The 25,128-nt window shown below is 69.1% G+C and carries 17 protein-coding genes and 1 pseudogene; 9 read left to right on the top strand and 9 right to left on the bottom strand.

Annotated elements, in window-relative coordinates:
• Nucleotides 1-9: 9 nt before the first annotated feature.
• The 6 genes and pseudogenes from ripD to QGN30_RS12830 form a co-directional block, all read left to right on the top strand.
• A pseudogene (gene ripD / locus QGN30_RS12855) lies at nt 10-663 on the top strand (NlpC/P60 family peptidoglycan-binding protein RipD); the annotation flags it as partial.
• Between the two features lie 299 nt (nt 664-962).
• Nucleotides 963-3,149, top strand: coding sequence for an acyltransferase family protein (locus QGN30_RS12850; RefSeq protein WP_009954061.1), 2,187 nt, complete (start codon nt 963-965; stop codon nt 3,147-3,149).
• 59 nt (nt 3,150-3,208) lie between these two features.
• The gene (gene glgX, locus QGN30_RS12845) at nt 3,209-5,419 is read left to right on the top strand and encodes a glycogen debranching protein GlgX (protein ID WP_014380376.1); all 2,211 of its coding nucleotides are present in this window, start codon (nt 3,209-3,211) and stop codon (nt 5,417-5,419) included.
• A gap of 3 nt (nt 5,420-5,422) precedes the next feature.
• Nucleotides 5,423-7,732 (top strand): malto-oligosyltrehalose synthase, encoded by a 2,310-nt coding sequence (gene treY / locus QGN30_RS12840; protein WP_014380377.1) that lies wholly within the window; start codon nt 5,423-5,425, stop codon nt 7,730-7,732.
• On the top strand, nt 7,725-9,467 hold the full coding sequence (treZ, locus tag QGN30_RS12835) for a malto-oligosyltrehalose trehalohydrolase (RefSeq protein WP_009954058.1): 1,743 nt from the start codon (nt 7,725-7,727) through the stop codon (nt 9,465-9,467). Before treY ends, treZ begins: the two co-directional genes overlap by 8 nt.
• 37 nt (nt 9,468-9,504) lie before the next feature.
• Nucleotides 9,505-9,669: a hypothetical protein gene (locus tag QGN30_RS12830; RefSeq protein ID WP_009954057.1), complete on the top strand. Its 165-nt coding sequence runs from the start codon at nt 9,505-9,507 to the stop codon at nt 9,667-9,669.
• Between the two features lie 7 nt (nt 9,670-9,676).
• Here QGN30_RS12830 and QGN30_RS12825 read toward each other — a convergent pair whose 3' ends face one another.
• Nucleotides 9,677-11,005, bottom strand: a complete 1,329-nt coding sequence (locus QGN30_RS12825) for an aminotransferase class I/II-fold pyridoxal phosphate-dependent enzyme (protein WP_248923130.1) — start codon at nt 11,003-11,005, stop codon at nt 9,677-9,679.
• A 28-nt stretch (nt 11,006-11,033) separates the two neighbouring features.
• On the opposite strand from QGN30_RS12825, the gene QGN30_RS12820 reads away from it, so the two are divergent.
• Entirely contained in the window at nt 11,034-11,717 is a 684-nt protein-coding gene (locus tag QGN30_RS12820) for a pyridoxamine 5'-phosphate oxidase family protein (protein ID WP_095580225.1), read from the top strand.
• A gap of 2 nt (nt 11,718-11,719) precedes the next feature.
• Here QGN30_RS12820 and QGN30_RS12815 read toward each other — a convergent pair whose 3' ends face one another.
• The 6 genes from QGN30_RS12815 to fadD11 all read right to left on the bottom strand — a co-directional run bounded on the left by QGN30_RS12815 (nt 11,720) and on the right by fadD11 (nt 19,617).
• Nucleotides 11,720-12,625 (bottom strand): phosphatase PAP2 family protein, encoded by a 906-nt coding sequence (locus QGN30_RS12815; protein WP_043955017.1) that lies wholly within the window; start codon nt 12,623-12,625, stop codon nt 11,720-11,722.
• Between the two features lie 17 nt (nt 12,626-12,642).
• Entirely contained in the window at nt 12,643-13,926 is a 1,284-nt protein-coding gene (gene ilvA, locus QGN30_RS12810) for a threonine ammonia-lyase (RefSeq protein WP_008257839.1), read from the bottom strand.
• Nucleotides 13,927-13,964: 38 nt separating this feature from the next.
• The gene (locus QGN30_RS12805) at nt 13,965-14,402 is read right to left on the bottom strand and encodes a nitroreductase family deazaflavin-dependent oxidoreductase (protein ID WP_009955520.1); all 438 of its coding nucleotides are present in this window, start codon (nt 14,400-14,402) and stop codon (nt 13,965-13,967) included.
• Nucleotides 14,403-15,016: 614 nt separating this feature from the next.
• On the bottom strand, nt 15,017-15,802 hold the full coding sequence (locus QGN30_RS12800) for a DUF6065 family protein (RefSeq protein WP_008257843.1): 786 nt from the start codon (nt 15,800-15,802) through the stop codon (nt 15,017-15,019).
• Between the two features lie 87 nt (nt 15,803-15,889).
• Nucleotides 15,890-17,794: a lysophospholipid acyltransferase gene (locus QGN30_RS12795; RefSeq protein WP_326567195.1), complete on the bottom strand. Its 1,905-nt coding sequence runs from the start codon at nt 17,792-17,794 to the stop codon at nt 15,890-15,892.
• Nucleotides 17,791-19,617 carry a fatty acid--CoA ligase FadD11 gene (gene fadD11, locus QGN30_RS12790; RefSeq protein ID WP_038536597.1) on the bottom strand — a complete coding sequence of 609 codons (1,827 nt, stop codon included), beginning with the start codon at nt 19,615-19,617 and terminating at the stop codon, nt 17,791-17,793. Before fadD11 ends, QGN30_RS12795 begins: the two co-directional genes overlap by 4 nt.
• A 100-nt stretch (nt 19,618-19,717) precedes the next feature.
• On the opposite strand from fadD11, the gene QGN30_RS12785 reads away from it, so the two are divergent.
• Nucleotides 19,718-20,590, top strand: coding sequence for a class I SAM-dependent methyltransferase (locus QGN30_RS12785; protein ID WP_038536599.1), 873 nt, complete (start codon nt 19,718-19,720; stop codon nt 20,588-20,590).
• On the opposite strand, the gene QGN30_RS12780 is transcribed toward QGN30_RS12785, so the two are convergent.
• Nucleotides 20,569-20,958, bottom strand: coding sequence for a helix-turn-helix domain-containing protein (locus QGN30_RS12780; protein ID WP_038536601.1), 390 nt, complete (start codon nt 20,956-20,958; stop codon nt 20,569-20,571). The genes QGN30_RS12785 and QGN30_RS12780 overlap by 22 nt on opposite strands.
• A gap of 61 nt (nt 20,959-21,019) precedes the next feature.
• Here QGN30_RS12780 and QGN30_RS12775 point away from each other — a divergent pair, with 61 nt between their 5' ends.
• Nucleotides 21,020-21,481: a PPOX class F420-dependent oxidoreductase gene (locus tag QGN30_RS12775; protein ID WP_038538672.1), complete on the top strand. Its 462-nt coding sequence runs from the start codon at nt 21,020-21,022 to the stop codon at nt 21,479-21,481.
• A 69-nt stretch (nt 21,482-21,550) separates the two neighbouring features.
• Here the strand turns inward: QGN30_RS12775 and dnaE are convergent, their stop codons facing one another.
• Nucleotides 21,551-25,084 (bottom strand): DNA polymerase III subunit alpha, encoded by a 3,534-nt coding sequence (gene dnaE, locus QGN30_RS12770; RefSeq protein WP_008257857.1) that lies wholly within the window; start codon nt 25,082-25,084, stop codon nt 21,551-21,553.
• Nucleotides 25,085-25,128: the final 44 nt, after the last annotated feature.

Raw genomic sequence — 25,128 nt, 5'->3', positions numbered from 1 at the left:
GCCAGAAACATGAAACGCATCTACGCCCTCGCGATCGGTTTGGCCCTGCTCGGGGCGCCGATGGTGGTTCCCACCGTCGCGACCGCCGACCCGGGCGCCAGGTCGATGGACTATCAGCAGGCCACCGACGTGGTGATCGCCCGCGGTCTGTCGCAGCGCGGCGTGCCGTTCTCCTGGGCCGGGGGCGGCATCAACGGCCCCACCCGCGGCACCGGTACCGGCGCCAACACCGTCGGTTTCGACGCCTCGGGGCTGATGCAGTACGCGTACGCCGGTGCCGGCGTGAAGCTGCCGCGTTCCTCCGGGGCGATCTACCGCGTCGGCCAGAAGATCCTGCCGCAGCAGGCCCGCAAGGGTGACCTGATCTTCTACGGACCCGACGGCACGCAAAGCGTCGCGATGTACCTGGGCAACAACCAGATGCTCGAGGTCGGCGACGTCGTGCAGGTCTCGCCGGTACGCGCCAACGGCATGACGCCCTACATGGTCCGCATCCTCGGCGCTTCCGCGCCGACGCCACAGGCCCCGGCTCAGCAGCTGCCCACCCAGCAGGGCCCGGCTCAGCAGGCGCCGACACATCAGGCGCCGTTGCAGCAGGCGCCGTTGCAGCAGGCACCGTTGCAGCAGGCGCCGACACAACAGGCGCCGTTGCAGCAGGCGCCGTTGCAGCAGGTCCCGACGCAACAGGCGCCGCTGCAGCAGGTCCCGACGCAACAGGCGCCGGCGCAGCAGGTGCCGACCCAGCGTGGGCCGTTGCAGCTGGCACCGACACAACAGGCGCCGTTACAGCAGGCGCCCGTGCAGCAGCTGCCCACCCAGCAGGCCCCGTTGCAGCCGGCGGGCGCCGGTCTCACCCGGTAATTCCCACGGGTCGTCCGCTGCCTTCCGACGCCCGCCACTCGCTCCCCCGCCGCGCGCGGTCGGGAACGGGTGGCGGGTTTTGGGTAAATTAGCGGTCGATCATGCAGACCCCGACACGTCCTTCCGCACCGATCGCCGCCGCCGATCCGGGGGACTCGGGGGCGGCCACCACGGAATCCTGGGGATCGCAGGGGTTCTATCGCGACGACCTCGACGGCTTGCGCGGCATCGCGATCGCGCTCGTCGCCGTGTTCCACATCTGGTTCGGCCGCGTCTCCGGCGGCGTCGACGTCTTCCTGGCGCTGTCCGGATTCTTCTTCGGCGGCAAGGTCATCCGCGCCGCGTTGAACCCGGCGGTCACCCTGTCGCCGGTGGCCGAGGTGATCCGGCTCGTCCGTCGCCTCGTTCCGGCCCTCGTCGTCGTGCTGGCCGGATGCGCGGTGCTCACCATCCTGGTTCAGCCGGAAACCCGCTGGGAGGCCTTCGCCGACCAGAGCCTCGCCAGCCTTGGCTACTACCAGAACTGGGAGTTGGCCAACACCGCCTCCGACTACCTGCGCGCCGGCGAGGCCGTCAGCCCCCTGCAGCACATCTGGTCGATGTCGGTGCAGGGCCAGTTCTACGTCAGCTTCCTCGTCTTGATCGCCGGCCTGGCGTACCTGTGCGGGCGTCGGCCGGGTGCCCGGCTGAAGACGGTGTTCCTGGTGGTGCTGAGCGCGCTGACGCTGGCCTCGTTCGTCTACGCGATCATCGCGCACCAGGACAACCAGACGGCCGCCTATTACGACAGCTTCGCGCGCGGCTGGGAGTTGCTGCTGGGGGCGCTGGTCGGGGCGCTGGTGACCCGCATCCGCTGGCCCATGTGGTTGCGCACGGCGCTGGCGACGGTCGCGCTGGGCGCGGTGCTGTCGTGCGGGGCGCTCATCGACGGCGTGCGCGAGTTCCCCGGCCCGTGGGCCCTGGTCCCCGTCGGCGCCGCCATGCTGCTGATCCTCGTCGGAGCCGGCTCGACGGGCGAGCGCGGCGCCCAGGGCCGGCTGCCGCTGCCCAATCGGCTGCTGGCGACGCGTCCGCTGGTCGAGCTGGGCGCCATGGCGTATTCGCTCTACCTCTGGCATTGGCCGCTGCTCATCTTCTGGCTGTCCTATACCGGTCACAAGCACGCCACGTTCCTCGAAGGCGCGGTGCTGCTGGTGGTGTCGGGCGTGCTGGCGTACCTGACCAACCGGCTCGTCGAGGACCCCCTGCGCTACCGGGCCGCCTCGAAGCCGGCACCCCGTCCGGCCGCGCCGACCACCCGGTGGCTGGCCCGCCTCCGGCGGCCGACGCTGGTGCTGGGATCGGCGGTCGTGCTGCTGGGCGTGACGCTGACGGCGACGTCGTTCACGTGGCGTCAACACGTCACGGTGCTGCGGTCGGCGGGCAAGGAGCTCAGCGTCCTCAACCCGCAGGACTATCCCGGCGCACGGGCCCTGACCGAACGCGTGCGCGTGCCGAAACTGCCGATGCGGCCCACGGTCTTGGAGGTGAAGCAGGACCTGCCCGCCTCGACCAAGGACGGGTGCATCAGCGACTTCGTCAACCCCGCGGTGGTCAACTGCACCTACGGCGATGCCGCCGCCGAGCGCACGATCGCGCTGGCGGGCGGGTCGCACGCCGAGCACTGGCTGCCCGCGCTGGACATCCTGGGCAAGCTGCACCACTTCAAGGTCGTGACGTATCTCAAGATGGGCTGCCCGCTGTCGACCGAGCAGGTCCCGCTGATCATGGGCAACAACGCCCCCTACCCGCAGTGCCGCGAGTGGGTGCAACAGACGATGACCAAACTGGTCACCGACCGCCCCGACTACGTCTTCACCACGACCACCCGGCCGTGGAACATCAAGTCCGGCGACGTGATGCCCGCCACCTACATCGGGATTTGGCAAACGTTGTCCGACAACAACATTCCCATCCTCGGAATGCGAGACACCCCGTGGCTGGTGAAGAACGGCCAGCCGTTCGACCCGGCGGACTGCCTGGCCAAACGGGGCGCGACCGCGCAGTCATGCGCGATCAAGCGGTCCGACCTGCTCTCCGACCGCAACCAGACCCTCGACTTCGTCAGCCAATTCCCGCAGCTCAAGGTGCTCGACATGTCCGACGCGATCTGCCGCGCCGACGTGTGCCGCCCGGTCGAGGGCAACATCCTGGTCTACCACGGCGCCCACCACCTGTCCCCCACCTACATGCGGACCATGGCGCCAGAACTGGGCCGCCAGATCGCCGAGAACACCGGCTGGTGGTGAACCGCCTCGCGGACCGCCGTACGTTCGTGAGGGTCCCGCGCCGCGGATAAGGTCGATAGGTGTCCACCAACAATTCCGCTTCAGAACCAGGCGGTCACCAAGAACCCAAACTCGCCACCGTCTGGCCGGGAAACCCATATCCGCTCGGGGCGTCCTACGACGGCGCCGGGACCAACTTCTCCCTGTTCTCCGAAATCGCCGAAAAGGTCGAGCTGTGCCTGATCGACCACCGGGGCGGCGAGTCGCGGATTCCCCTGGAGGAGGTGGACGGATACGTCTGGCACGCCTATCTGCCCAACATCAACCCGGGCCAGCGCTACGGGTTTCGCGTCTACGGCCCCTTCGACCCGGCGGCGGGTCACCGGTGCGACCCCAGCAAGTTGTTGCTCGACCCGTACGGCAAGGCTTTTCACGGCGATTTCGCGTTCGGCCAGGCGCTGTTCTCCTACGACCTGAAGGCCTACCGGGAAAGGGACCCCGAGGGACCCAACGCCGACGGGGCCGACCCGGGAACTCCCCCCATGGTCGACTCGCTGGGCCACACCATGACCAGCGTGGTGAGCAACCCGTTCTTCGACTGGGGATCCGACCGAGCCCCGCTGACCCCCTACCACGAAACCGTCATCTACGAGGCGCATGTCAAGGGCATGACGCAGAACCACCCCAGCGTCCCGGAGGAACTGCGGGGCACCTACGCCGGCCTGGCCCACCCGGCGATCATCGACCATCTCAAGTCGCTCAACGTCACCGCCATCGAACTGATGCCGGTGCACCAGTTCATGCACGACTCGCGACTGCTCGACCTGGGATTGCGAAACTACTGGGGCTACAACACGTTCGGGTTCTTCGCCCCGCACAACCAATACGCCGCCAACCGCAACTCCAGCGTCGCCGAGTTCAAGTCCATGGTGCGCAGCTTCCACGAGGCGGGCATCGAGGTGATCCTCGACGTCGTCTACAACCACACCGCCGAGGGCAATCACCTGGGGCCGACCATCAATTTCCGGGGCATCGACAACGCCGCGTACTACCGGCTCGTCGACGGCGACCTGCGGCTGTACAAGGACTACACCGGCACCGGTAACAGCCTCAACCCGCGCCACCCGCACGTGCTGCAGCTGATCATGGACTCGCTGCGCTACTGGGTGACCGAGATGCACGTCGACGGATTCCGCTTCGACCTGGCCGCCACGCTGGCCCGCGAACTGCACGACGTCGACCGGTTGAGCGCGTTTTTCGATCTGGTGCAGCAGGATCCGATCGTCAGCCAGGTCAAACTGATCGCCGAGCCGTGGGACGTCGGCGAGGGCGGCTATCAAGTCGGAAACTTCCCGGGTTTGTGGACCGAGTGGAACGGGAAGTATCGCGATACTGTGCGCGATTACTGGCGGGGTGAGCCCGCAACCCTGGGTGAGTTCGCCTCCCGGCTGACCGGGTCGTCGGACCTGTACGAGGCGACCGGCCGGCGCCCCAGCGCCAGCATCAACTTCGTCACGGCGCACGACGGCTTCACGCTCAATGACCTGGTGTCCTACAACGAAAAGCACAACATGGCCAACGGCGAGGACAACCGGGACGGCGAAAGCCACAACCGCTCGTGGAACTGTGGCGTCGAGGGCCCCACCGACGACCCCGACATCACCGAGCTGCGCTACCGACAGATGCGCAACTTCTGGGCGACGCTGATGGTCAGCCAGGGCACGCCGATGATCGCCCACGGCGACGAGCTCGGGCGTACCCAGAACGGCAACAACAACGTTTACTGCCAGGACTCCGAATTGTCTTGGATGGATTGGTCTTTGGTCGACAAGAACTCCGACCTGCTGGCGTTCGCGCGCAAGGTGACCGCCCTGCGCAAGCAGCACCCGGTGTTCCGCCGGCGCCGGTTCTTCGAGGGCGAGCCGATCCGCAGCGGCGACGAGGTGCGTGACATCGCCTGGCTGAATCCGAGCAGCCGCGAGATGACGCACGAGGATTGGGGCGAGAGCTTTCACAAGTGCGTGGCCGTCTTCCTCAACGGTGACGCCATCACCGCGCCGAACGCCCGCGGGGAGCGGGTGGTCGACGACTCATTCCTGTTGTGCTTCAACGCCGGCGACGATCCGGTGGAGTTCTCGATGCCGCCCGACGACTATGCGCAGGAGTGGACGGTGGAACTGGACACCAACGAACCGACGGGCAGCAAAGAGGGTCCCGACCAGGTGGTGACCGCCGAGGAGAAGGTGTCGTTGCCCTCACGCTCGTTGCTCATCTTGCGTAAGACTCTGTGACGCATGGATTTACCCATCCTGTCCACCTATCGGCTGCAGCTGCGTGGTGAGTCGAGCGGGTCCGCGTTCACCTTCTCCGACGCGGAAGACCTGCTGGACTACCTGGACGACCTCGGGGTGACGCACCTGTACCTGTCCCCGATCATGACCGCGACCACCGGGTCGAGCCACGGCTACGACGTCACCGACCCCACGACGGTGTCCCCCGAACTCGGCGGCCGTGACGGCCTGGCGCGGCTGTCGGCGGCGGCGCGGGCGCGTGGCCTGGGACTGGTCGTCGACATCGTGCCCAACCACGTCGGAATCGACCAGCCCCGGCAGAACCCCTGGTGGTGGGACGTCCTGCGGAACGGCCGTTCTTCGCCCTACGCAACGTTTTTCGACATCGACTGGGACCTCGACCAGGATGGCCGCATCGTGCTGCCGGTGCTGGGCTCCGACGAGGACGCCGCCGACCTGACCGTCGACGGGGACGTGCTGCGCCTGGGCGATCTGGCGCTGCCGATCGCGCCCGGCACCGCCGGCGGCACCGGTCCCGAGGTGCACGATCGCCAGCACTACCGCCTGGTGGGCTGGCGCAACGGCGTGTGCGGCTACCGCCGGTTCTTCTCGATCACCTCGCTGGCGGGGCTGCGCCAGGAAGACCGCGCGGTCTTCGACGCCACGCACGCCGAAGTCGGGCGGTGGTTCGCCGAGGGGCTCGTCGACGGTGTGCGCATCGATCACCCCGACGGCCTGTCCGATCCGTGCGGCTACCTGGCGTGGTTACGCGAATTGGTCGGCCCCTCGGCCTGGATCGTGATCGAGAAGATCCTGGCGGTCGACGAGGCGCTCGAGCCCACCCTGCCGGTCGGCGGCACCACCGGTTACGACGTGCTGCGTGAGGTCGGCGGCCTCTTCGTGGATCCGCAGGGCGCCCCGGCGCTGACCGCGCTGGTGGAGTCCTCCGGCGTGGACTACCGGGCGTTGCCGGACATGCTGGCCGACCTCAAGATCCGTTCGGCCACCGACACGTTGGGCAGCGAGCTGTCCCGGCTGCGCCGCAGCATCGCTGCCGCCGCCGGCGCCGACCACCCGCAGCTGCCCGCGGCGGTGGCGGCGTTGCTCACCCACCTCGGCGTCTACCGCAGCGACTACCCCGGCCTGGTCGCGCTGTTGCCCACCGCACTGGCCGAAACCGAGGCGGCCGCACCGGAATTGGGCCCGGCGCTGCAGGTGCTGGCCGCGGCGCTGGCCCGCGGCGGCGAGCCGGCCACCCGGCTACAGCAGCTGTGCGGGGCCGTCACCGCAAAGTCTGTCGAGGACTGCCTGTTCTATCGCGACGCCCGGTTGGTATCGCTGAACGAGGTGGGCGGCGAGCCGCACCGCTTCGGGGTCGGCGCGGCCGAGTTCCATCACAGCGCCGCCAGCCGCGCCCGGATGTGGCCGCAGGCCATGACGACGCTGACCACCCACGACACCAAACGCGGAGAGGACGTGCGCGCCCGGATCGGGGTGCTGTCGCAGGTGCCGTCGCTGTGGGCCGAGTTCGTCGCCCGCTGGGAGACCCGCGCCCCCTCCCCCGACCCGGCGACCGGACAGTTCCTGTGGCAGAACATCTTCGGCGTGTGGCCGGTCAGCGGGCAGGTCACCCGCGAGCTGCGCGAGCGGCTGCACGGCTACGCGGAGAAGGCCATCCGGGAAGCGGCCTGGCACACCTCGTGGAACGACCCCGACACCGACTTCGAGGACGCGATCCACCGCTGGCTGGACACGGTGCTCGACGGCCCGGTGGCCGGGCAACTGACCGAGCTTGTCGCGCAACTCAATCCGCACGCCGCCAGTGACGCGCTGGGTCAGAAGCTGCTGGCGCTGACCGTGCCGGGGATTCCGGACGTCTATCAGGGCACCGAGCTGTGGGACGACAGCCTGGTCGATCCGGACAATCGCCGGCCGGTCGACTACGCGGCCCGGCGCGCCGCCCTGCACGAGTTGCAGCACCCGAAGATCCGGGTCGTCACCACCGCGCTGCGCGTGCGCCGCGCCCACCCGGACAGCTTCTTGCGGGGCGACTACGTCCCGGTGCTGGCCGACGGCGACGCCGCCGACCACGTGGTGGCCTTCCGCCGGGGCTCAAATGGCGGAGACATCGTGGTCGCGGTGACCCGCTGGACGGTGCGGCTGGCCGAAAGCGGCTGGGGCAACACCGTTTTGCCGCTGCCCGACGGCACCTGGAAAGACGCGCTCACCGGGGCGGTCGCGGACGGACCGACCTCGGCGGCCCAGTTGTTCGCCGACCTGCCGGTCGTGCTGCTGGAGCGGCACCATGACTGACTTCCGGGTGTGGGCGCCCAAACCCGAACGGGTCCGGCTCGACGTCGAGGGCCAGGTGCACCCCATGACGCGCTCGCGGGACGGCTGGTGGCATGCGAGCGTGGACACCGCGCCGGACGCCCGCTACGGGTACCTGCTCGACGACGACCCCACCGTGCTGCCCGACCCGCGCTCCGCGCGCCAGCCCGAGGGCGTGCACGCCCGCTCCCAGCTGTGGGACCCGGCCGGCGCGACGTGGACCGACACCGGGTGGGCCGGCCGGTCGGTCGAAGGCGCGGTGATCTACGAGCTGCACCTGGGGACGTTCACCGGTGCCGGGACCCTCGACGCCGCCATCGACAAGCTGGACTATCTGGTGGATCTCGGCGTGGACTTCGTCGAGCTGATGCCGGTGAATTCCTTTGCCGGCAGCCACGGTTGGGGATACGACGGGGTGTTGTGGTACAGCGTGCACGAGCCCTATGGCGGCCCCGACGCGCTGGTGCGCTTCGTCGACGCCTGCCACGCGAAGGGGCTGGGCGTGCTGATCGACGCGGTGTTCAACCACCTGGGCCCGTCGGGCAACTACCTGCCGCGGTTCGGCCCCTACCTGTCCTCGGCGAGCAACCCGTGGGGCGAGGGCATCAACATCGCCGACGCCGACTCCGACGAGGTCCGCCGCTACATCATCGGCTGCGCGTTGCGCTGGATGCGCGATTTTCATGCCGACGGTCTGCGGCTGGACGCCGTCCACGCACTGGTGGACACCACCGCCATCCATATCCTCGAAGAACTTGCCACCGAAACCGACTGGCTGGCACAGCAGTTGGGGCGCCCGTTGTCGCTGATCGCCGAGAGCGACCTGAACGACCCGCGGCTGATCACCCCGCGCGATCGCGGCGGCTACGGTCTGACCGCGCAATGGGCCGACGACGTTCATCACGCCATCCACACCGCGGTGTCCGGCGAGCGCCAGGGCTACTACGGCGACTTCGGCAGCCTGGCCACCCTGGCGCACACGTTGCGCCAGGGCTTCTTTCACGCCGCGACCTATTCGTCGTTCCGGCGTCGCCGCCACGGCCGCCCGCTGGACACCGGAGCCATTCCGGCGACCCGCCTGGTCGCCTACACCTGCACCCACGATCAGGTCGGCAACCGCGCCCTGGGGGATCGCCCCTCACAGAACCTGACCGGCGGCCAGCTGGCCATCAAGGCGGCTCTGGCGCTCGGATCCCCCTACACCGCAATGCTTTTCATGGGTGAGGAATACGCGGCGGCCACGCCGTTCCAGTTCTTCAGCTCCCATCCCGAACCGGAGCTGGCCAGGGCAACCGCCGAGGGACGCAAGGCCGAGTTCGCCGAGCACGGCTGGGACGCCGACGAGATCCCCGACCCGCAGGACCCCGAGACGTTCGCGCGCTCCAAGCTGAACTGGGACGAGGTCGACACCGGCGAACACGCCCGCCTGCGCCGGCTGTATCGCGACCTGATCGCGTTGCGGCGCACCGACCCCGACCTCGCCGATCCCTGGCTCGAGCACCTCGCGGTCGACTACGACGAGGACCAGGGCTGGATCGCCGTGTCGCGCGGGCAGCTGCGCATCGTGTGCAACCTGGGCGCCGAGCCCGTGCGGGTGCCGGTCGGCGGCGAGGTCGTGCTGGCCTGGGAGGAGCCGGCCGTCGACGCCGACGGCGCTGTGCTGCAAGGCCATTCGTTCGCCATCCTCGCCGCACCCGCGCGGGCTGTGGATAACTGAGTGGCGGCCGCGGGGCGTCGACCCCGATGATGCGGCCATGAATCATTCTGAATTCGGTCACAAACTGCGGCGGATCTGCTCGCACAATCCGACCCGCCGCGGCCTGAACACCCGGCGCACCGTGCGCCGCGACGCGCCACCCAACCCCACCATCGAGCTGTTATGGACCGGCCCCGGCCCGGGTGACGACGAGACCGCCTGACCTGCGGCTACACGATGGGCCGGCCGTCGGGGCGCACCGCCTGGGCGACCGCGTCGGCGAGTGGATCGATCTCGTCGGGCGCCAGGTCCGAGATCGTCAGCCGGATCCCCGCCGGAGTCCGCATGCGGAATCGGGCGCCCGGCGCCGCCGCCCAGCCCGCGCCGAGCAGCCGTGAGATCGCGACCGCCTCGTCGGGAACCGGCACCCACACGTTGAGCCCGGACCGTCCGTGCGCGTCGAGACCGCGGCCGGCCAGGGCGTCGCACAGCCGCGACCGGCGGTCGGCGTAGTGCCGCTCGGCGTCGGCGACCAGCTCGGCTGCCGCGCTGTCGGACCACAGGCCGACGGCCAGCCGTTGCAACAGGTGGCTGACCCAGCCCGGCCCGAGCCGCAGGCGGCCATGCACGCGCTCGACGGTCCGGTGGTCACCGGCCAGCACGGCCACGCGCAGGTCCGGGCCGTAGGCCTTGGACGCCGAGCGGACGAACGCCCAGTGGGCGGTGCAGCCGGCCAGGGTGCGCAGCGGTACGCCGGCGATGCCCGCGCAGTGATCGTCCTCGACCACCAGCAGGTCCTCGGCGCGGTGGGCCAACACCTCACGCAGGCCCTCGGCGCGTTGCGCCGATAGCGCGGCGCCCGTCGGGTTCTGCGCGCGGTTGGTCAGGACCAGCGCGCGTACCCCGCGCCCGAGGGCCCGGGCCAGGTCGGCGGTCAACGGCCCGTCGTCGTCCACGCGCACCGGCTCGGCCGAAAGCCCCAGGGCGGCAAGAAGATCGAGCAGGTTCGCCCACCCCGGATCCTCGATGGCGACCCGATCGCCGGGGCGCAGATGCGCGGTGAGCGCGCGCTCGATGCCGTCCAGCGCGCCGCTGGTCACCGCCAGGTGTTCGGCGGGCACCCCGTCTGCGATCAGCGCGTGGCGGGCGAACTCCTCCAGCGCCGGCGAGATCGCCGGCCCACCGTAGAGCACGGGCGCGGCGGGCGCCGGTGCGGGCGGGGCGGTGCCCGCGATGGGCAGCAGGTGCGGGTTCGGGTTGCCGGTCGACAGGTCGCGCACGCCCGCGGGCACGTCGAGCCCGAGCAGCGAACGCGGGCTGGTCGCCGGCCGGTGCCGCACCCGGGTGCCCCGGCGGCCGGCGGTTTCGACGGCGCCGCGATCGCGCAGCAGGCGGTAGGCCGCGGCGGCGGTGTTGGCGTTCACGCCGAGCTGCGTGGCCAGCTCGCGGACGGGCGGCAGCGCGTCGCCGGGGGTCAGGGAGCCGGCCGAGATCGCCGCTTCGATGCTCGCGGCTATGGAATCCGCGCCGGTTCCGGTTATGCTGTTTTGTACTGGCACGCATTACATTATGTACTAGGACAAATCAATGGGCAATTCCGCGGACACCGCATACCCGCCGACCTCACGCACCACCCCGACCCGCTACCGGGAACGCGCCCGCTACGACCGTCGCACCGTCCACGACATCCTCGACGAGGCGCTGGTCTGCCATCTGGGATACCTGAGCGCCGGCCGCCCGGTGGTCCTGCCGACCACGCACGCCCGGCTGGACGAGACGCTCTATTTGCACGGTTCGACCGGCAGCGGCCCGCTCCTGGCGGCGCGGGCGGCCCAGGCAGCGGGTTCGGGCCTGCCGGTGTGCGTCACCGTCACCCTGGTCGACGGGCTGGTGCTGGCGCGCTCGGCGATGCACCACTCGGTGAACTTCCGCTCGGTGGTCGCGGTGGGTGAGGCGCGCGTGGTCGACGACCCGGCGGAGAAGTCGCGGGCGCTGGGCTGCCTGCTCGACCACATCGCGCCCGGGCGCGCCGCCGACTGCCGGGCCCCCGACGCCCGCGAGCTCGCCGCGACCGGGGTGCTCGCGCTCGACCTCGCCGAGGTGTCGGCCAAGGTGCGCGGCGGTCCCCCGGCCGACGACCCGCAGGACCTCCCGCTGCCCCACTGGGCCGGCGTGGTGCCGCTGACCCTGACGGCCGGGACGCCGGTGCCGGCCGCCGACCTCGATCCCGCCATTCCCGCGCCGCCATACCTCGGCCGGCGCCGAGGCTGAGCTCACGCCCCCGGTTGCCGGTCGCGGGCCCGTCGGGTGTTGTCCCACCAGGTGCCGACGACCATGACCGCGCCCGCCCAGGCCATGCCCAGCAGCCAGCCCGCGAGCACGTCGCTGAGGTAATGGACGCCCAGGTAGACGCGCGAGAATCCGATCAGGAACCCCGCGCCGATCGTGACGGCCCACACCGTCACGCGCCCGGTCCACCCCCGGATCAGCCAGCGGGTCAATATCCACGCGGAGATGACCATGATCGCCGCCGTGCCGGTGGCGTGTCCGGAGGGAAACGAGTACCCGTCCGCGTCGACGAGGGCGAACGGCAGGGCCGGGCGATTCCGCCCCACCAAGGCCTTGGCGGTGAAGAGCATCAACGGGACCCCGGCGCCGCACGCCAGGGCGAGCACCACCGGGCGCCACGACCCGCACCGCCAACCGGCCACCATGGCAATCGGCAGGGCGAACGCGGCCAGGAACAGGGGGCCGCCCGCGACGGTGATCGTCCGCAGGACGGTGGTCAGCCACAGGTCACGATGGGTCGCAAGCCACCGGGTCACCGGGTGGTCGATCACGGCGATGCCGTCGCCCTCCAGCACGTCGTCGAGCACTTCGGTGAAGCCGACCGCCAGCGTCACGACCACGGCCAGCCCGAGCAGCAGCGCCACGGCGGCGACCTCGCTGATCGGCAGCCGGCCGGCCAGCGCCCGCCAGCGGTCGCTGATCCGCTCGCGCGCCCACGCCAGGGTCTCGCCGATCACGGCGACGCCCGACACCCTCTCCCGCAGGCCCCGCAGCAGGCGCCCGCGCCGGGCGACCCAGATGGCCGCCCACGCGAGCAGCACGAGCAAGGCGATGGTGGCGGCGCTGACCACCCCGAATCCGGGGGTCCCGGGTCCATACGGCTCGTGCATGTAACGCGGCCCGACGGCTAGAGCAGCAGGTAGCGGTAGGCGGGCGACCCGGGTTTCAGGGTTTCGACGTGCAGCTCCGTCGCGCGCATCCTCGACAGCAGGCCGTCCAGGTCGGCCGAGGATCCCAACTGGATGCCCACGAGCGCCTCGCCGGTCTCCCGGTTGTTGCGCTTGACGTACTCGAAGAGCGTGATGTCGTCGTTGGGTCCGAGCACCTCGTCGAGGAACCGGCGCAGGGCGCCGGGCTCCTGCGGGAAGTCGACCAGGAAGTAGTGCTTGAGGCCGAGGTGGACCAGCGAACGCTCCAGCACTTCGCCGTAGCGCGAGACGTCGTTGTTGCCTCCGGAAATCAGGCACACCACCGTCGAGCCGGGCTCGATATCGGCATCCAGCAATCCCGTCACCGACAGGGCGCCCGCGGGTTCGGCGATGATGCCCTCGTTCTGGTAGAGGTCGAGCATCGTGGTGCACACCGCTCCCTCGTCGACCGCGGTGATCGACACCATGTCGCCGGCGGCCGCCAGCGCGGCGTAGGTCAGGTCGCCGGCGCGGCGCACCGCGGCGCCGTCGACGAACTGGTCGACGTGATCCAGGGTCACCGGCTCGCCGGCGGACAGGGCGGCCATCATCGCCGCGGCGCCGGCCGGTTCGACGCCGAGGACCGACGTGTTCTCGGTCCGCTCGGCGAGGTAGCTGGTGATGCCGGCGATGCAGCCGCCGCCGCCCACCGGGACCACCACCAGGTCCGGCTCGGTCTCCAGTTGGTCGAGCAGTTCGACGGCGATGGTGCCCTGGCCCGCCATGGTGCGCGGGTCGTCGTAGGGCGGGACCAGGGTGGCGCCGGTGCTTTCCACGTCGGCCAGCGCGGCCTCGGCGGCAAGGTCGTAGGTCGTTCCACCGACGATCAGCTCGATGAAGTCCCCGCCGTGGTAGCGGATGCGGTCACGCTTTTGCATGGGCGTCTTGGCGGGCACGTAGACGCGGCCGTGCACCTGCAACATCCGGCACGCGTAGGCGAAGCCCTGGGCGTGGTTGCCCGCCGACGAACACACCACGCCCGCGGCCAGCTCCGTCTCGGAGAGCTGAACCAGCAGGTTGTAGGCGCCCCGCAGTTTGTAGGAGCGCACGATCTGCAGGTCCTCGCGCTTGAGGTAGACCCGCGCGCCGGTGATGGCCGACAACCGGTCGCTGAACTGCAACGGGGTCGGCGTCACGACGGCCGCGATCCGCTTGGCCGCGGTGTCGATGTCCGCCGCGGTCAGCGGCGCGACGCTCGGAGGGCGGCTCAATTCAGCGGACACTGATTAATGGTGCCATGCCAGCTGGCCAACTCCGGAATTCAGCCGACCGGGGTCAGCACGAACACCGGGATCTGGCGGTCGGTCTTGGTCTGATACTCGGCGTACTCCGGCCACGCCGCGACGGCCCGCTCCCACCAGACGGCCTTCTCGTCGCCGAACACCTCGCGGGCGTCGTAGTCGCGGGTGACGGAGCCGTCCTGCAACTCCACCCGGGGGTTCTTCTTGATGTTGTGGTACCAGACCGGGTTTTTCGGCGCCCCGCCGAGCGAGGCGACGACGGCGTACTGGCCGTCGTGCTCGACCCGCATCAGCGGCGTCTTGCGGAGTTTGCCGGTCTTGGCGCCGACCGTGGTCAGCAGGATGATCGGCTTGCCCTTCATGTCGGCGGCCTCGGCGCCCCCCGACGCGGCGTACTTGTCGGCTTGCTCGCGAGACCAGTCCCAGGGCGACGGCTCGTACTCTCCAGAAAGCGGCATGCCACCAACTTTAAGCGCGGCGCCCGGTCTGCGGTGACTGAGTTCGCCACAGGGGCCGCACCGGCCCCACGGGTCACGGCTCGAGGGGATAGCGCCAATGCCCACCTCCGAGCGACAACGGCCGGTTCTCATTGTTCGTGGCACATGGCGATCTCTACCTTGCTCCCCCTCGTGGCGCTGCGGCCGTCACGCGACGCGGTCAAGCACACCAAGACGCAAACCATCGAGGCTGTGAACCGCGGCGCGCCCAGCCACACTCAAAACATGGGCTTCGCGCTCGAGGTCCCAGATCTATGACCGCCCAGCCTGATTCGCCAAATACGATTCCAACGGCTGCGCTGCCGAAGGCCAGCCACGCGGTTGGCTTATCCGTGCGGCGAGCGGTTTCACCCCTCAGTGGCCGCGGGTGACTAGCAGATGACGGCCGGGCCGCCGGTGAGGGGGCAGTAGGGAGGTACGCAGCTCACCGAGGTAGTTGAGACCGCGAACGCGAGCAACAGCGCAAACAAGACCCTCGTAACCTTGTTCATAACTAGAAAGTGTAGGTCCGGCCAGGACCCCCAGGTTGGTTACGGCTCGTCCACACCGCTGTCGCTGGGAGGCGGGCAATCGCGCTAGTCCCGGTGCTCGGGTTCGTGCGCGGCGAAGGGACGCAGGCGGCGCTTCGTCTGGTGGTCGTCGGCCCCGGACTCGCCGTCGGCGTGGCGGCCCCGGGTGTAGTCGCCCTGCCACGGCACCCGCTCGCCGGGGGCGCCGTCGGCCGTCTCCTGCTCGCGTCCCAGCGCGCCGCGTGAGCCCAGGAAGAACTCGTGCTTGCGATGCAGTTCCTCGTCGGACTCGATGGGCCGAAGTTCGGGGGCGAACTCCTCCAGTTCGGCGCGGCGCTGCGGGACGATCATGCAGATCGGCTCGTCGACCTCGAAGCGCACCGGCATGAACTCGCGGGTGAATTTCCAGTTCATGCTGAAACTCGAACTGGACCAATCGGTTTCGACGACGCCTTCCAACGCGGAGATGGCGTCCTTGGGATGGTTCGCCGGACCCCGCACCAACAGGTTGTAGCCCGGCGGGGTGCGAAACAGCATCGGCAGATGCCAGGTCAAGATGCCGTAGCCGAAGTGGCTGGAGGGCAGGAACTGGCCGCTCTCGCGGGTGTCGGGCGCGATCATCAGGCTGGTGCGGTCGTCCCCGCCCATCCACGTCGCCGTGAACGCGTTGCGGTTGCGCACCTCCCAGCCGCTCTGATTGGCGATCAGCATCGGCAGGCACCGGTGGGGCCAGCCCTGACGCATCTCCGACATCCACGTCCGCCCGATCGGCGCGGGGGTGATCTGCGGCGCGATCTCATGGGTGATGTACCCGATCAGCGGGCGGGCCTGCCCGGTCGACTCGTCACTCATCAGATCCTCGCTTCACCGATAGGGCCAACGCACTATCGCGACCAAACGTTAATGGTCCGTGAACCCGCGCGCCCGGTGGACGAGTGATCAGCAGGTCCTGGCCAGCTCCGCGATGGCGTTGACGCGCCGGACCGCGGTGGCGATCTCGTCGGCGAACTCACGCCGGCGTCGTGCGATGTCCGGCCCGTCGACGCCGTCGACCAACTCGCGATGCCGGGCCAGTCGCAGCGCCGTCTTGAACAACTCCATCGACCGCGACTCGGCGCTGGCGATCCTGCGCTGCAACTCCCATTGCTTGCCCACCTCGAGGCACTCGGCGAGAAACGCGTCCTCGTCGAACGATTCGTCGTCGTAGGCGGCGAGCCGGTCGGCCACGATGTGGTAGGCGTCGAGGAACGGGCGCAGCACGAGGTGCGCCAGCAGCACGTCGGCCTTCTCCAGCAGGCCGCGTACGTCGGCCGCGTGGGCGGCCTTGCGGGTGTCGTCCACCCGTCCGATCAGGCGCACCTCGTCGGTGAGCTCCTTCTCGAACTGCGCGCGCGCCGAGAACAGGAACTCGAACTTCAGCAACTCGCGCAGGCGCAGCGCCTCATCGCGCACGGCCGTCGGCTGGACCAGGCCCTCGACCGAGGCCTCGGCGTCTTCGACGGCGGCCAGCAGCGCCGTCTCGGCGATCGCGCGGTCGACCACGATGTGAATGGCGGCGTTGCGGTAGAACGCGGCGACCAGGTGCTGCTCCGCCCCGATGCCCCAGACCGGTTCGGTGCCGGCGTCATACACGCTCACGACGCCGGAGGCGACCAGCTGGTGCAGGGTCCAGCGGATGGTGGAGCGATTCGTCAGGTCGGCGGCGCCGGCCACCGTCCAGTTGCGCGCCGCGATGTAGCTCGCCAGCGGCCGCACGGTGGCCAGCACCTCGCTGATCGACAGCGAGCGGTCGGCGCCCAGCAGCGCGAGGCTCACCACCGCGGTCGGGGTGACGGGGGTGGCGCGGTTGATCCGGTGCTCGACGTCCAGCGCGATGCGTTCGATCTCGGTGCTGGCGCCGGACTCTGATGTTTTTTGCAAGGCGCGCAGCTCCTCGAGGCGCTTGCGCAGCGGCAGCGGTTCACCGAAGTCGAGGTAGGCGCGGCCCAGCCGCTCACCCTGCTGGCGCGCCAGCCGGATCAGGAAGCGGAAGTCTTCCGGCCGCTTCGTCGCGCCGTAGGCCTCGGTGGTCATGGCCTCCACCTCGTGCAGCTGGTCGTACACGATCGAGGTCGGCACCAAATACACTTCGGGGCCGTCGATTTCGTCGACCGCGTCGGCGATGTACCGCAAGATCCCGAACACCGGGGGCCGCAGTTTGCCCGTCCTGGTTCGGCCGCCTTCGATGGACCACGTCATGTTGGCGTAGTCTTGCACCAGCTGCGCGGCGTACGCCCGCAAGACGAAGCGGTAGACGGGAATGTCTTTCGTCTGACGCCGGATGAAGATCGTCCCGGTTCGCTTGGCCCAGGCTCCCATCGGGAAGAAGTTCAGGTTGGCGCCGCCGAACGTGAGCGCCGGCGAGAGCCGGTTGGCCTGGATCACCTCGGGCAGCAGCAGCCCGTCCAGATACGAGCGATGCGAAAAGGCAAACGCCAGAGTGGCTTTGCGATCCAGCCTGCGCAGCTGGGCGATCTGGTCCTCGTCGACCAGCACGTCGTATGCCCGCATCAGCCAGCAACTGAAGCTGCGCCAGGCCCGCACCGCCCGCTCGTCCAGCGAGGGCGCCATCTCCCGCAGGTAGGACGCGGCCTCGGCGCGCACGGCGGAAGGGTCGCGGCCGAGGTCGTCGGCCAGCTTGCTCAGCCGCTCGTCATACCATGGCGCGCGCAGCAATCGGGCGACCTCGGCCGGGTCGGTCGCCAGGGGCGTCGTCGACTCCTCGATGAGGCCGGTGCGCTGCAACAGCTTTCGCGCTCCGACGCGACCGATCTCACGGGCGGTGCCCGCCGGCCCGCCGATCATGCCGGCTGCACCGTTGCGGCGCCGGAGGGCTCGTACACCTCGGGCGGCGGGTCGAGCGCGTAGAGCTCTTCGATTTCCTCGGCGTACTTGGCCATGATCGGCTTGCGCTTGAGTTTCATCGTCAGCGTGATCTCGTCGCCGCCGGGCTCCCACAGCGTCGGCAGGATGCGGAAGCGTTTGATCTGTTCCACCCGCGAGAGTTTCGCGTTGCCGGCGGCCACCCCGGCGGCGATCTGGGCGACGACCTCCGGGTCGGCCGCCAGCGCGGCGGGCGACGCGTCGGACAGCCCGCGTTGGGCGGCATAGGGGCCGACCGAGTCGGCGTCGAAAACCATGAGCGCGGTGTTGTAGGGCCGTCCGTCGCCGATGGTGATCATCACCCCGACCATCGGGCACGCGGCCAGGATGGAGTTCTCAATGTTGGCCGGCGACATGTTCTTTCCGGCCGCATTGATGATCAGCTCCTTCTTCCGGTCAACCACCCGCAGGTAGCCCTGCGCGTCGGCCTCGAGGATGTCGCCGGTGTGCAGCCACCCGTCGGCGTCGATCGCCTCGGCCGTCTTCTCCGGCTCCTTGCGGTAGCCCCTCATCACCAGCGGGCCGCGCACCAGAAACTCGCCGTCGTCGGCGATCTTGCCCTCGAGCCCGGGGAGCAGCTTGCCGACGGAGCCCAGGCGCGCCTCGCGGGGGTGGCTGACGGTGGCGACGCAGCTCAGCTCCGACATCCCCCAGACCTCGGCGATCGGAATGCCGATGCCGGCGAAGAAGGCCAGCGTCTCCTTGGGGATGGGCGCTGCCCCGGAGACCGCCCAGCGCAGGTCGCCGAAGCCGAGGCGCTCGCGCAGCTTCGACAGCACCAGCTCGTCGGCCGTGGCCCATTCGGCGGCCAGGTCATCCGGCATCGGCTCTGAGGCCACCAGTGCGGCGGCGCGCTTGGCGGCCACCGACATCGCCCACTGCAACGCCTGCCGGGTGGCCTCGTCTGCCTCGTTGGCGATCGCGAATTCGATTCCCGCCTTGAGCTTTTCCCAGACCCGGGGCACCGCTCCCCACACGGTGGGCCGCGCGTCGGGCAGCGCGGCGGCGATGGCGCGTGGGTCGGAGACCACCGTCACCTGGGCGCCGAACACCTCCAGGCTGTACAGGCCCATCACCCGGTCCGCGATGTGCGCCGTGGGCAGAAACGACGTGACGCGGTCGGCGTACCGGCTGGGCAGCACGGCGTCGAAGGCATACATCTCGAAAAGCAGGTTGGCGTGGGTCATCTCCACGCCCTTGGGGTTTCCGGTGGTCCCGGAGGTGTAGATGAGCGTGGCGACGTCGCCGGATTGCACTGCCCGCCAGGTGGATTCGAAGTCGAAATCCTCCTGCGCGGCGGCATACAGGTCATCCACGGAGAGGGTGCCGGGCGGCGAGCCGTCGATGCAGACGATGTGCTCGATGGGTGCGCCGCTGGCGCGGATGCGGTCCACGTACTGCGCCTCGCAGATGGCGACCTTGGTGCCGGCGTTGTCGAACAGATACGTCAGCTGCTCGGCCGGCAGCGTGCTGTACACGGAAAACGATGTGGCGCCGAGGTGTTGGGCGCCGATTTCGAAGGGGTAGAACTCGATCCGGTTGGCCATCATCAGCGACACCGTGTCGCCCCGCCGTACCCCCAGGCCCGCCAGCCCGGCGGCGACCTTGCGCACCTGGGTCGCGAGCTCTCGCCACGTCAACGTCTGAGTGTCGCCGGGCGTGCGGAGCGCGACGGCATTCGGGTCGATCGCGGCGGTGCGCTGGAACGCCTCGCACAGGGTGGCCGGATGCTCGGCAGTCGTCATTTCCGTAGCGTACGTCGGTGGTCAGCGAGCACGGAATACATTGATCGAATTCTTCGGTGCGGCAACGACGCCGCTCGGGTCACCTAGTACGTTGGCGATTATGCGGTCCGAACCGGGATTTGACGTACACGATCTTTCCCCACTTGAGCAGACCGCGTTGCTGACCCAGTACGCGCGAGCGCTCGACAGCCGTTGGCCACGGCCCATCCTGGGCGACACGCTCGCCGACGAGACCGTCCGAAAAATCGACTACGACTTCGGCGCGCTCGGCATCCCCAGGAGCGTGGTGTGCCAGTCGGCCCTGCGGGCGAAGATGCTCGATGACCGGGTCCGGGGTTTCACCGCCGTCCACCCCGATGCGGTCGTGGTGGACCTCGGCGCGGGTTTGGACACGGGCCTGTTTCGAGTCGCCCCGCCCGCCACGGTGGACTGGTACAGCGTCGACCTGCCGGGTGTCATCGCGTTGCGCGACCGGCTGATGCCGACGAGCCGGCAAGCCCACTCGGTCGTCGCATCGGTGGCCGACGAGAGCTGGCCCCAGACCATCCCCAGCGATCGGCCGACCATGGTCATCGCGGACGGGCTGTTCGCGTTTTTGTCCGAGGCGGTGATCGTCGGCGTCTTCCGTCGCATCACCGAGCACTTCAAATCCGGGGAGCTGGCCTTCAACGACTACGGGCACATCGGTTGGTTCAGCCGGCTTGCGGTCAGGCTGGCCCCGCAGCAGATGTTCAGCCAGGTTGGTGCGCAGTGGGGCTATTCGGGCTTCAAAGACGCGCGGGTGCCGCAGACGTGGAATCCGCGGTTGAGGCTGGTCGAAGAATCCAGCCTGGCGCACGCTCCTGAGGTCGAGTTGTTTCCGGGCTGGATTCGGTTGGCTACCAAGATGTCCGGAAAGTTCAAGGCGTCTGCCCGTAAAGCGCGGATACTCCGTTACCGGTTCGAGCCGGCTCAGGCCGGCGGTGCGGTGTGAATGCCGCACGTACAGGCGTCAATTGACGGACACGTGCAGCGCATCCCCCACTCGATGACCGCGCGGGCACGGGCCAACGATTCCAGCTGGGCGTCGATCTCGGCGAGTTTCGCCTCGGCGAGGGCGCGGCTGGCCGGCCGTCCGGGCGCGTCGTCGGCGAACAGCAGCTGGATCTCGTCGAGCGAGAACCCCGCGGACTTGCACAGCGCGATCACCTCGAGCCGGGACAGAATCGAGTCGTCGTAGCGACGCTGGCCGCCCCGCCGCGTCGGCTCGGGCACCAGGCCGATCTGCTCGTAGTAGCGCAGCGTCGTCGCGGCGACCCCGGTTTGGCGGGATATCTCCCCGATGGTGCGGCCACCGGCCATGGCGCCTCCCGAACGATTCGATGCTTGACTTAGAGCCAACTCTAAGTCCTTGACTGTGGTGATGGCTATCCCCTCACGCCCCTCACGAGCGGAACTGGACGGATCCCGCTACGCCCTGCTCCGCTCCTTTCGCCGCGACGGCACCGCCGTCGACACCCCGGTCTGGTTCGCGTTCGACGCCGACGGGTTGGTGTTCCGAACGAAGGTGGGCCCGAAGACCCGGCGGCTGGCCGCGCGCGGCGACGTCGAACTGGCGGCCTGCGATTACCGCGGCCGGGTGCGTCCGGGCGCGAAGACGCCGTGGGTGCCCGGCCGCGCCACCGTCCTTTCTGGCGCCGACGCCGAGCGGGCGAACCGCGTGCTGCACCGCCGTTATGGCTGGCAGTGGAACATCGTGCCGCTGATCAAGGTGCCGGGCGTGACCAACGTGCACCGGGATCTGTGTCTGCGCGAGAAGGTGCGGCGCGCGCGGGACCGCGGGGTGTGGCCGGACAGCGTCATCGTGCGGGTGCAGCTCGCCTGAGCGTTTGCGAGCGTGCGCCCAGCTTCACACTCGTCGGCGAGTGCGCGGCCGGCTGCACACTCGGCGCCGCTAGCCGCCCAGGCAGCCCGGGCCGAGCAGCTCCTTGAGGTCACCCATCAACGCCGGCGACGGCGTCACCCGAAGCGAGGCATCGAGTTCCAGCGTGGTGATCCGGTCCCCGCTGATCAGCCGCAGATGCACCTGCGAGGTCCCCGGGTGCCGGGCCAGCACCTGCTTGAGCGCGCTGACCTTGTCGATGGTGCACTGCCGCGTCGGCAGGCTGACGGCGATCGGCCGGTTCACCTGGGCGCTGGAAAAATCCGGCACCACAAGCTCGTTGGCGATCAGGCTGATCCGATCGTCGCGGATGGCCACCTTGGCGTTGATCAGCACGACGGTGTCATCGGCGATGTCGGCGCCATAGGTGGAATACGCGTGCGGGAAGAACATCACCTCGATGCCACCGGTGAGGTCCTCCAATTGCGCTGACGCCCAAGGCATCCCGTTCTTGTTGACCCGCCGGTTGACCGACGCGAGGATGCCGCCGACGCGCACCTGGGTCTCGTTGGGCACGTCGCCGTCGAGGATGGCCGGGATCTGGGTGTCCACCTGCGCGGCGAGCAGGTGCGCCACCCCGTTGAGCGGATGCCCGGACACGTAGAGGCCCAGCATCTCCCGCTCCAGCGCGAGCTTGTGCTTGTCCTCCCACTCGTCGTCGGGCACCTTGATGGTGAACACCGCTTCGGTGCACCCGTCGTCGCCGCCGAACAGGTCGAACTGGCCGATCGCCTCGGCCTTCTTGGTGCCCAGCACCGAATCGACCGCGTCGGTGTGCACCAGGAACAGGCCCTTGCGGGCGTGACCGAGCGAGTCGAACGCGCCGGCCTTGATCAGCGACTCGGTGACCTTCTTGTTGCAGGCGGCGATGTCGATCTTGTTCAGGTAGTCCGAGAAGTCGGTGAACTTGCCCTTGCCGTTGCGGGTGCTGATCAGCGAACCCACCACGTTGGCGCCGACGTTGCGCACCGCACCCAGCCCGAAACGGATGTCCGTTCCGACCGAGGCGAAGTTCACCAGCGATTCGTTGACGTCGGGCGGCAACACAGTGATGCCCAGCTTGCGGCAGTCGGCCAGGTAGACGGCGGCCTTGTCCTTGTCGTCACCCACCGAGGTCAGCAGCCCGGCCATGTACTCGGCCGGATAGTTGGCCTTCAGGTAGGCGGTCCAGTACGAGACCAGGCCATAGCCGGCCGCGTGTGATTTGTTGAACGCGTACCCGGCGAACGGAAGGATGGTGTCCCACAACGCCTTCACCGCTTTTTCGGAGAAGCCGTTGGCGGTCATGCCCTCGTAGAAGCCCTTGTACTCGGCCTCGAGCACCTCGAGCTTTTTCTTGCCCATGGCCTTGCGCAGGGCGTCGGCCTTGCCCATGGTGTAGGAGGCGACCTTCTGGGCGATGAACATGATCTGCTCTTGGTAGACGATCAAACCGTAAGTCTCGGAGAGGATTTCGCGCAGCGGCTCCTCGAGCTCCGGGTGAATCGGCTTGATCGGCTGGCGGCCGTTCTTGCGGTCGGCGTAGTCGTTGTGGGCGTTCATGCCCATCGGGCCGGGGCGGTACAGCGCCAGCACCGCGACGATGTCGTTGAACTCGGTGGGCTGCATGCGGCGCAGCAGGTCGCGCATCGGCCCGCCGTCGAGCTGGAACACGCCCAGGGTGTCGCCGCGGCCCAGCAGCTCGTAGGTGGGTCCGTCGTCCAGCGGGACGGATTCCAGGTCGAGGTCAATTCCCCTGTTGGCCTTGATGTTATCCAGGGCGTCACCGATGATCGTCAGGTTGCGCAGGCCCAGGAAGTCCATCTTCAGCAGGCCGATGGCCTCACACGACGGGTAGTCCCAGCCGGTGATGATGGCGCCGTCCTGCGGCCGCTTCCACAGCGGAATGGCCTCGGTCAGCGGCTCGCTGCTCATGATCACCGCGCACGCGTGCACCCCGGCGTTGCGGATCAGGCCTTCCAGGCCGCGCGCGGTCTGGTAGATGGTGCGGACGTCGGGGTCGGTTTCGATCAGGCCGCGGACCTCGGCGGCCTCCTTGTACCGCTCGTGGGCCGGATCGGTGATCCCCGACAGCGGGATGTCCTTGGCCATGATCGGCGGCGGCAGCGCCTTGGTGATCCGGTCGGCGATGGCGAAGCCGGGCTGGCCGTAGTGGATGCGTGCCGAGTCCTTCAGGGCCGCTTTGGTTTTGATGGTGCCGAAGGTGATGACCTGGGCGACGCGGTCGGAGCCCCACTTGTCGGCGGCGTAGCGCACCATTTCGCCGCGACGGCGGTCGTCGAAGTCGATGTCGATGTCGGGCGCGGACGGGCGTTCCGGGTTGAGGAACCGCTCGAACAGCAGGCCGTGCGGGATGGGATCGATGTTGGTGATGCCCAGCGCGTAGGCCACCAGCGAGCCCGCCGCCGAACCGCGCCCCGGCCCCACCCGGATGTCGACCGACCGGGCGTAGTTGATCAGGTCGGCGACGATCAAAAAGTACGACGGGAAACCCTTGTCGCAGATGACCTTGATCTCGTACTCGGCCCGGTCGATGTAGTCCTGGCCGACGCCGGACGGGAAGCGGCGCGCCAGCCCCGCCATCACCTCGTGGTGCAGCCAGCTCGCCTGGTCGTGCCCCTCGGGCACCGGGAAGATCGGCATCCGGTCGCGCGGCGCCCAGACCTCGTCGTAGGGCTGCACCCGCTCGGCGATCAACAGGGTGGAGTCGCAGGCGCCGGGGACCTCGTCGTCCCAGATGCGGCGCATCTCGGCGGCCGACTTCAGGTAGTAGCCGTCGCCGTCGAACTTGAACCGGTTGGGGTCCGAGAGCGTCTTGCCGGTCTGCACGCACAACAGCGCCTCGTGGTTGTGGGCGGCGTCGCGGGTGACGTAGTGGCAGTCGTTGGTGGCCAGCGGCGGAATGCCCAGCTTGCGGCCGATCTCGAGCAGCCCGTCGCGGACCCGCTGCTCGATGGACAGCCCGTGGTCCATCAGCTCGAGGAAGTAGTTGTCGGCGCCGAAGATCTCGCGCCACTTGGCCGCCGACTCCAGCGCCTCGCGGTCGTGACCCAGGCGCAGCCGGGTCTGCACCTCCCCCGAGGGGCAGCCCGTGGTGGCGATGATGCCCTCGGCGTGTTCGGCGATGATCTCGGCGTCCATCCGCGACCACTTGCCGAGCTGGCCCTCGAACGACGCCAGCGAGGACAGCTTGAACAGGTTGCGCAGGCCGGTGGGCGTCTCGGCCACCATCGTCATGTGCGTGTAGGAGCCGCTGCCCGAGACGTCGTCGGACTTCTGGCCGGGGTCACCCCACAGGATCCGCCGGGTGTCGAACCGCGACGCGGGCGCGATGTAGGCCTCGACGCCGATGATCGGCTTGATCCCGGCCTTGGTCGCCGCGTTGTAGAACTCGCTGGCGCCGAACATGTTTCCGTGGTCGGTCATCCCGACCGCGGGCATTTGCAGCCGGTCCACCTCGGCGAGCATCGGCGCGATCTTCGCGGCACCGTCCAACATCGAGTACTCGGTGTGGTTATGCAGGTGCACGAAGGACGAGTGGTTCATAGGGACGCCAGTCTATGACCGCGGACCGACACGAGTTGGGCGTG

The sequence above is a fragment of the Mycobacterium sp. 3-98 genome (assembly GCF_035918355.1).
Taxonomy (GTDB): domain Bacteria; phylum Actinomycetota; class Actinomycetes; order Mycobacteriales; family Mycobacteriaceae; genus Mycobacterium; species Mycobacterium intracellulare.
The sequence above is the reverse complement of the archived record's forward strand: the minus strand, read 5'-3'. Positions and strand labels throughout refer to the sequence as shown.

Excerpts from the sequence above, each read along its gene's own strand:
- QGN30_RS12850 (WP_009954061.1), top strand. The coding sequence starts at position 963 with ATGCAGACCCCGACACGTCCTTCCGCACCGATCGCCGCCGCCGATCCG.
- treY (WP_014380377.1), top strand. The coding sequence starts at position 5,423 with ATGGATTTACCCATCCTGTCCACCTATCGGCTGCAGCTGCGTGGTGAG.
- treZ (WP_009954058.1), top strand. The coding sequence starts at position 7,725 with ATGACTGACTTCCGGGTGTGGGCGCCCAAACCCGAACGGGTCCGGCTC.
- QGN30_RS12830 (WP_009954057.1), top strand. The coding sequence starts at position 9,505 with ATGAATCATTCTGAATTCGGTCACAAACTGCGGCGGATCTGCTCGCAC.
- QGN30_RS12820 (WP_095580225.1), top strand. The coding sequence starts at position 11,034 with ATGGGCAATTCCGCGGACACCGCATACCCGCCGACCTCACGCACCACC.
- QGN30_RS12815 (WP_043955017.1), bottom strand. The coding sequence starts at position 12,625 with ATGCACGAGCCGTATGGACCCGGGACCCCCGGATTCGGGGTGGTCAGC.
- QGN30_RS12805 (WP_009955520.1), bottom strand. The coding sequence starts at position 14,402 with ATGCCGCTTTCTGGAGAGTACGAGCCGTCGCCCTGGGACTGGTCTCGC.
- QGN30_RS12800 (WP_008257843.1), bottom strand. The coding sequence starts at position 15,802 with ATGAGTGACGAGTCGACCGGGCAGGCCCGCCCGCTGATCGGGTACATC.
- QGN30_RS12795 (WP_326567195.1), bottom strand. The coding sequence starts at position 17,794 with ATGATCGGCGGGCCGGCGGGCACCGCCCGTGAGATCGGTCGCGTCGGA.
- fadD11 (WP_038536597.1), bottom strand. The coding sequence starts at position 19,617 with ATGACGACTGCCGAGCATCCGGCCACCCTGTGCGAGGCGTTCCAGCGC.
- QGN30_RS12785 (WP_038536599.1), top strand. The coding sequence starts at position 19,718 with ATGCGGTCCGAACCGGGATTTGACGTACACGATCTTTCCCCACTTGAG.
- QGN30_RS12780 (WP_038536601.1), bottom strand. The coding sequence starts at position 20,958 with ATGGCCGGTGGCCGCACCATCGGGGAGATATCCCGCCAAACCGGGGTC.
- QGN30_RS12775 (WP_038538672.1), top strand. The coding sequence starts at position 21,020 with ATGGCTATCCCCTCACGCCCCTCACGAGCGGAACTGGACGGATCCCGC.
- dnaE (WP_008257857.1), bottom strand. The coding sequence starts at position 25,084 with ATGAACCACTCGTCCTTCGTGCACCTGCATAACCACACCGAGTACTCG.